7 protein-coding genes, 1 pseudogene and 1 riboswitch are annotated in these 6,186 nt (G+C 47.3%); of the genes and pseudogenes, 2 read left to right on the forward strand and 6 right to left on the reverse strand.

Annotated elements, in window-relative coordinates:
* Window positions 1-172 precede the first annotated feature (172 nt).
* The 3 genes from metX to AC9UH7_RS05855 form a co-directional block, all read right to left on the reverse strand.
* Complete coding sequence (gene metX, locus AC9UH7_RS05845) at window positions 173-1,261, reverse strand: homoserine O-acetyltransferase MetX (protein ID WP_509596163.1); 1,089 nt, start codon at window positions 1,259-1,261, stop codon at window positions 173-175.
* A gap of 15 nt (window positions 1,262-1,276) precedes the next feature.
* A riboswitch (SAM riboswitch) is annotated at window positions 1,277-1,381 on the reverse strand.
* Window positions 1,382-1,397: 16 nt separating this feature from the next.
* Complete coding sequence (locus AC9UH7_RS05850; protein WP_509596165.1) at window positions 1,398-1,946, reverse strand: DUF4192 family protein; 549 nt, start codon at window positions 1,944-1,946, stop codon at window positions 1,398-1,400.
* A 5-nt stretch (window positions 1,947-1,951) separates the two neighbouring features.
* Window positions 1,952-2,680 (reverse strand): PKD domain-containing protein, encoded by a 729-nt coding sequence (locus AC9UH7_RS05855; protein ID WP_509596167.1) that lies wholly within the window; start codon window positions 2,678-2,680, stop codon window positions 1,952-1,954.
* A gap of 79 nt (window positions 2,681-2,759) precedes the next feature.
* Between AC9UH7_RS05855 and AC9UH7_RS05860 the strand changes: the two genes are divergently transcribed.
* Window positions 2,760-3,227, forward strand: a complete 468-nt coding sequence (locus AC9UH7_RS05860; RefSeq protein WP_509596169.1) for an NUDIX hydrolase — start codon at window positions 2,760-2,762, stop codon at window positions 3,225-3,227.
* On the opposite strand, the gene AC9UH7_RS05865 is transcribed toward AC9UH7_RS05860, so the two are convergent.
* The 3 genes from AC9UH7_RS05865 to AC9UH7_RS05875 are packed head-to-tail and all read right to left on the reverse strand — an operon-like array spanning window position 3,189 to window position 5,646.
* The gene (locus AC9UH7_RS05865; RefSeq protein ID WP_509596171.1) at window positions 3,189-3,779 is read right to left on the reverse strand and encodes an ABC transporter ATP-binding protein; all 591 of its coding nucleotides are present in this window, start codon (window positions 3,777-3,779) and stop codon (window positions 3,189-3,191) included. The two genes, AC9UH7_RS05860 and AC9UH7_RS05865, sit on opposite strands and share 39 nt — an antisense overlap.
* Complete coding sequence (locus tag AC9UH7_RS05870; protein WP_509596173.1) at window positions 3,776-4,747, reverse strand: FecCD family ABC transporter permease; 972 nt, start codon at window positions 4,745-4,747, stop codon at window positions 3,776-3,778. The genes AC9UH7_RS05865 and AC9UH7_RS05870 overlap by 4 nt, the downstream gene beginning before the upstream one ends.
* Entirely contained in the window at window positions 4,744-5,646 is a 903-nt protein-coding gene (locus AC9UH7_RS05875; protein WP_509596175.1) for a heme/hemin ABC transporter substrate-binding protein, read from the reverse strand. The genes AC9UH7_RS05870 and AC9UH7_RS05875 overlap by 4 nt, the downstream gene beginning before the upstream one ends.
* Before the next feature lie 84 nt (window positions 5,647-5,730).
* Here AC9UH7_RS05875 and AC9UH7_RS05880 point away from each other — a divergent pair.
* Window positions 5,731-6,186, forward strand: a pseudogene (locus tag AC9UH7_RS05880) (hypothetical protein); the annotation flags it as partial.

The following is a 6,186-nucleotide window of genomic DNA, read 5'->3' on the forward strand; positions in this document are numbered from 1 at the left end:
CAACAGCCTTTTTCGCTGGTGCGGCTTCCTTCTTCGCAGAAGTTTTTGCCTTCACCTTGTTTTTGAGCGCACTAAATACAGCCACAATTGTCCTTTGATTTTTTCAGCGAGTCCGCTGAAGTGATAGGTATATTATAATTTGTCCACAGGGCAAAATGCACATCGAAAACCCCTATTTGGCCAGATTTAAAGCCTCTCGGATCACATTTCCCACACTTTCAACCTCCACGAGGAAGCCATCATGGCCAAAAGGGCTACTTATGGTGACCAACGGGGCTGCAGCAGGGGCTAATTCGGCGATCTCAGCCTGCAGGCGAGGCGGAAAAAGCCGATCTGTATCAATGGAAACAGCAACCACTGGCACCTGGATTGTGGCCAAAGCTGCCGCAACTCCCCCGCGATCTCGGCCAATGTCATGGCTATTCATCGCTTCGGTCAGAGCGATGTAAGTATTGGCATCAAAGCGCTTAGCTAGTTTTTCTGCCTGGTGGTCTAAGTAGGACTCAACGGCAAAGCGTCCGGTGTCATCACCTTGCAACTGTCGACCAAAGCGGATGTCCATTTCAGCCTCTGTTCGATAGGTCAGATGAGCTATTCGGCGAGCAATACCCATTCCTGTTTCGGGGCCCACTTCTTGCTCGTAATAATCGCCACCATTGAAATGTGGATCAGACTTAATCGCTCTTATTTGAATGGAAGCGGTTCCAATTTGATCACCCGTTGCAACTGCAGATGATCCGATCGTGCAGATAGCACCAACCCGGTGCGGCAACTGCACCGCCCACTCCAGTGCGCGCATTCCACCCAGTGAAGGTCCAACAGCTAGCAAATACTTTTTGATTCCGATCGCGTCAGTGAATGCAACTTCTGCTGCAACCATGTCCCGAATTGTCACCGCTGGAAAACGAGAACCCCAACGCTTGCCATCAGGTGCAACAGATGATGGACCAGTTGAGCCTTGGCAACCACCTATTACATTTGGACACACCACAAAGTATTTGTCTGTATCAAACGGCAGTCCCGGACCAACCATGGAAGGCCACCAACCAGGAACATCAGACCAACCTGTCATCGCGTGATTAACTAAAATTGCATTGTCTTTGGCTGCGTTTAACTCGCCCCATGTTTGATATGCAATGGTGACATTAGGAAGAGTCTCGCCGTTTTCCAGTAACAAAAATCCAATTGAAATAAATTTACGTTCACCAGGATCATCTGTCTCAAGCCAAGCACCTGTCATGGCTGAACTTTTCTTTTCCATAAAACGAGAATCCCTACCCTGCGCTTGTCGCCATAGCGACCTGTTCGTCACCCGGAGCACCCCGCCGCGGTGGAGGGTTGCCGCCTACTAAGCCGGGGCTAATACGTAGGACTCGTGAACGCCCTAATTCTAGCCATTACCCTTCAAAAATCCCAGCCGTTACTTTGGGGTGAAGCTCTACGCGCATCGCAGCAAATGCCGCAGCCGGCCAGCCAGATCCAAAGACTCGGCGCAACAAAATGGTTAAGGCGTACTTTGGGTCATCAACTGTTGCTCGATCTAAGGCGCGATATGCCAGTTCACTTTCGCCACGTTCATATGCCAAAGTGGCAAATAGACAGGCAACAGGTGCCACATAACTATTGGGTGCGATGCGAAGTAAGTACAACCACATGTTCCAATAGACATCAAAAGTCTGAGCATTGTGAGTACCCATCGCAAAATCTCGGACTTGAATATCTGACAGACGGCCGATTACTTGAGAGATTAGTTCGATATCGCACTCATAACCACGATCTGCAAACTGCATGGATAAATCAATAACCGCAGTTGCCCCATCTCGCTGGAGCAAGTTGAGATCGTTGCTAAAGGCTGTCAACCCAAAGGTGTTAACACTTTCAATGAACTCGACATCGGTTGCAAGTGGCAATGCTGTGATGTTTACATATGTGTTTTCAGTTGTCATTTTACTTATCCTTTGAATGTAGTAGGTGCTTTAACGATTGTGACTACTGCGACGGTGACTTTCTTGATGCTTCCAGTAACTGCTCGAGCAACACTGTTGTGGAGATATGTCCCATTCCAGGTTGTTAACAAAGTGATCTGATAGGTGCCTGCTTGTTTATAGATGTGGTGGATCTTTCCGTTGGGGTATGGAGCACCATTTTCAGTTGTGGCATAAATACCGCCATCTCCAAAACTCCACACAAAAGATGGTCGCAAGGTCACATCAACTACTTCGCCGATGATGTCTATACGACTTTGAAAAAGCGTTGGAAGATCACACCAAAAATAAACTGGCACATTCACTAATGGTTCAAACTCTGGTTGATGTGCCACACCAGCAGTTGGCACCATGGCGGTTAATCGATCGTTGAGATTGACTTTTGTGACCGTCTTTTTAACGCGCGGTTTATAGGTGCGCTTGATGACCGGCTTTTTCACAGCTGGTTTTGGTGCTGCAGTTGGCTTAAAAAACAACGGCGGTGCTTTAGGTGTGGGAGTTACTTTGACTCTAGGTTTTTTGGTGGCGTGAGCGATGCTTTTCTTTATCGTTGTTGAGCCTTTGTGGGCTTCGATAATGATTTGGTTGTTATCGGTGTAGACATTGATGCAGGCAGTTTCTGCACATTCCTCGGCAGCAACACCTGCCGACATACCCCAGATGGTGAGTGAGAGAAGTAAAAATATGGTGACCATGTGCGCCACCATAAATTGCCGATGAGACTGTTCAGGAAGTCATGGCGCTAACTGTGGATAGATGTGACAGGCTAGGAGCATGGCAGCGCGCGATGGTGATGGATGGGTTCAGTGCGCCTGCGGACATAAGCATTGGGGCCTCAATGGTGCTGCAGGAATTTTGATTCTTCGCGGTACCGAAATCTTGCTCCAGCACCGAGCCCCTTGGGTGCATAACGGTGACACCTGGGGCATTCCAGGTGGAGCTCGTGATTCTCATGAAAGCACAATCGATGGCGCATTTCGCGAAGCGGTTGAAGAAACTGGAATCGACACAGCTTTACTCACACCCTTACTCACATTTAGCGATGATCACGGTGACTGGAAGTATGAAACTGTTATTGCTCGTGCTGCAGATGGCTTAATTGCACATGAGGTAAATGATGAATCCCATGAAGTTCGCTGGGTTGAAATAGATGTGGTTGATCAACTCCCACTACATCCCAGCTTTGCTAAATCTTGGCCAGAATTAAAGAAATTGCTTAATGACTTTATCAGCCCACGTTAACTCTGCTTCAGAGCTATGGGCCACAACAACAATTGTCACACCACTTTCTGCTAATTTCTGAAGCAGTTCAATGATTCTCTTTCTGCTGCTCACATCTTGGGCAGACAATGGTTCATCCAGAAGCAAGACTGGTGTTTGTTGCGCAATAGCAGCTGCAATAGAAACTCGTTGAGCTTCTCCCCCAGATAAAGTCGTGACCAATCGATCGGCTAATGAGGTTAGCCCCAGAGCTGTGATCACTTCATCTGCTGGTCCAGCCATTTCAATTACTTGCCTAACGGTAAAACCCAGGTGATAGCTTTGATTTTGAATCGCAACCGCTCTCATCTGTGCAAGCTGTGCCGGTGAAGTAAGAATCGGATGCACATCATCTATGGTGATGGTTCCCTTGGAGGGGGCAATATCTCCAGCAATAGCTGCCAATAGCGTTGATTTACCAGATCCATTGGGGCCAACAATTGCTGTGATGGATCCAGCAGGAATTTGTTCACTGTAATCATAAATTATTTCTCGCCCATCACGAACGATTGTGATTTCATCAATAGTAATCATTGTGTTCTCCACACATTATTCTTAATGCTAACTAATGCAATTAAGACAGGTGCACCAAGCAGTGAGGTAACAAGGCCAATCGGCAGTTCATTTGGCTGGGCAAGAGTTCTTGCAAGCGTGTCGGCAACTACCACCAAGAAAGCACCAATGATCGCCGTGTGAACAACCAAGGTGCGATGGGTTGGACCATAGATAAACCGGGCAATGTGCGGTGCTGCCAAACCAATAAATGCAATAGATCCAACGGTACTGACTGCGCCCCCTGCCAATAATGAAAGTGCAACTAGCGCAACAACTCGAAGCTTTGCCACATCAACACCTAAATGAAATGCGGTTGCATCCCCCAAAGAAAGACGATCTAATGAAGGTGCGATTCGCCAAGCAATGATGGCTCCAACAATTGCAGTGATGCTTATGCCAACTAGATTCTCTCTAGTAATTAGTGCAAGTGATCCGAAGTTCCAAAAGGAAATAGAACGAGCATCTGCTCTAGTCACCATTGCTGAGACAAGGCCAACTACAGCCGTTAACATCGCAGAAACTGCTATTCCCACAATGATTAAAGCAAAAGATGAAAGCTGGGCTCGAAGATTAGCTAATTTAAAAGTCAGAGCAGTTGCAGCCATTGCTCCAACTGCTCCGCAAACAATTGCACCAATAGATCCCACTTGCACCAAACCAGTGATAACAGCTAACACGGTGCCAAGTGATGCACCAGCAGTTGTTCCTAATATCGACGGCTCTGCTAGTGCGTTATTGCAGACACCTTGGGCCATTAAGCCAGCGAGTGCCAAGGATGCTCCAACAATCAGTGCAGCGGTAACCCGTGGAATGCGTATCTGCCACAAAATCTCATTGCTGCCAGGAGATATGAGGGCTGACCAGAAATCATCAATCTGGGCTGCCCCCACATAGACCGCGATAAGTGTTGCAATGACAAGGAAAACGGCCGGGGCTAGCCGCTTCACTTTAATACCGCGCTAACTCGCTCGGCTAACACTTGAACAAGTGAAGGAGTGCGAGGACCAAAGGAGAGAAGCAATGAATCATCAACATCGATTACCGCCTGCTTTTTCCCAGCCTCTGTTTGTGCCACACCCGGCAATTTAAGTAGGCCAGAGATTCCACCAACAGATTCCAAACCCTTGGTCATCACAATGATCACATCTGGATTTAGCGTTGCCAGACTTTCCGCCGTCAATGTGTTGAACGGACGAGGCAATGCTGCTGCCCCCACATCAATGCCACCTATTGCAGAGATCAATGAGTCTGCCCCTGAGCCTTCGCCCCCAATTAAATAAATAGATGAGGTGCCACGAAGATATAGAAAAGCGACACGAGGCTTGCTTGAAAGTTTTGAGTTTGTAATTGCAGATGAAATCGCTTGATTAAGTAGATCTCCTTGTTGCGGAGCGCCAATAACATTTGCAACTGCCTGCACCTTTAAGGAAATATCTGCCAGGTTCCAACTTTCAGGAGTTTGTTCAACCCTGATACCGGCAGACCTAATCTGATCAATCGCAGATTTAGGACCAGTTGATGCATCAATGATGACTAGATCTGGTTTTAGTCCAATTACTTTTTCAGGTATCACTTGATGCCCAGAGGTAACTACCGGAACATCTTCTAATGCTTTTTCTGAACTGGCGAGATCTCGCCCAACAATAAGTGCCCCTGCATTCAGAGAGTTCATGATTTCGGCAACACCATTTGCCAGTACTACTACTCGTGCCACTGAGAATGAACTTGTTGCGTCAATTGAAATTGCTGACACATCATTTTCGGAGATAGTTGAGGTGTCAGAAACCTGTGAAGTAGCGCACCCCGTTAACAAAAGTGCTGCAGCAAATAGACCAATTTTCTTCACCGCCCTAGTCTGCCAAAGCTTTATGCGACATGTGGTCGTGTCCTGTCGGATAAGCATGGTGAGCAACAGATTTAGGGTGCTCTTATGAAGAAGCTGGTTGTGAGTGTGATTGTGGTGATTTCTTGCGCCATCATCCCTGCAGCCAATGCCACTTCGCTCAAAGGTGCTCAGGGCCAACTCCTAACTGTTTCGGCAACAACAGCCAAAAGCGGTTCCATGATCACAGTCACCGGCAATCGATTTGATGAAACTGTTGGGATCTATCTGGCATTTTGTGTGATTCCTAAAAAAGGTGCCGCTCCAACACCATGTGGTGGTGGCGTGAACAAAGCTGGAACAGGTGAGGCATCATTTTGGATTTCATCTAACCCTCCACCCTATGCAGTGGGATTAACAGAAGAGTTTCTACCTGGTGGGCGTTTTACACAAAAAGTACAAGTTTCCCGAAAAATCGGAAAGTTTGATTGCACCAAAGTTAGATGTGCAATAACTGTTCGAGCAGATCATCTACGTGGCAATGATAGAAGTTACGACATGTTT

Source organism: Candidatus Planktophila sp. (genome assembly GCF_044348745.1).
Lineage (GTDB): Bacteria > Actinomycetota > Actinomycetes > Nanopelagicales > Nanopelagicaceae > Planktophila.

Coding starts and splice junctions, on each gene's coding strand:
- metX (WP_509596163.1), bottom strand. CDS start 1,261: ATGGAAAAGAAAAGTTCAGCCATGACAGGTGCTTGGCTTGAGACAGAT.
- AC9UH7_RS05850 (WP_509596165.1), bottom strand. CDS start 1,946: ATGACAACTGAAAACACATATGTAAACATCACAGCATTGCCACTTGCA.
- AC9UH7_RS05855 (WP_509596167.1), bottom strand. CDS start 2,680: ATGGTCACCATATTTTTACTTCTCTCACTCACCATCTGGGGTATGTCG.
- AC9UH7_RS05860 (WP_509596169.1), top strand. CDS start 2,760: ATGGCAGCGCGCGATGGTGATGGATGGGTTCAGTGCGCCTGCGGACAT.
- AC9UH7_RS05865 (WP_509596171.1), bottom strand. CDS start 3,779: ATGATTACTATTGATGAAATCACAATCGTTCGTGATGGGCGAGAAATA.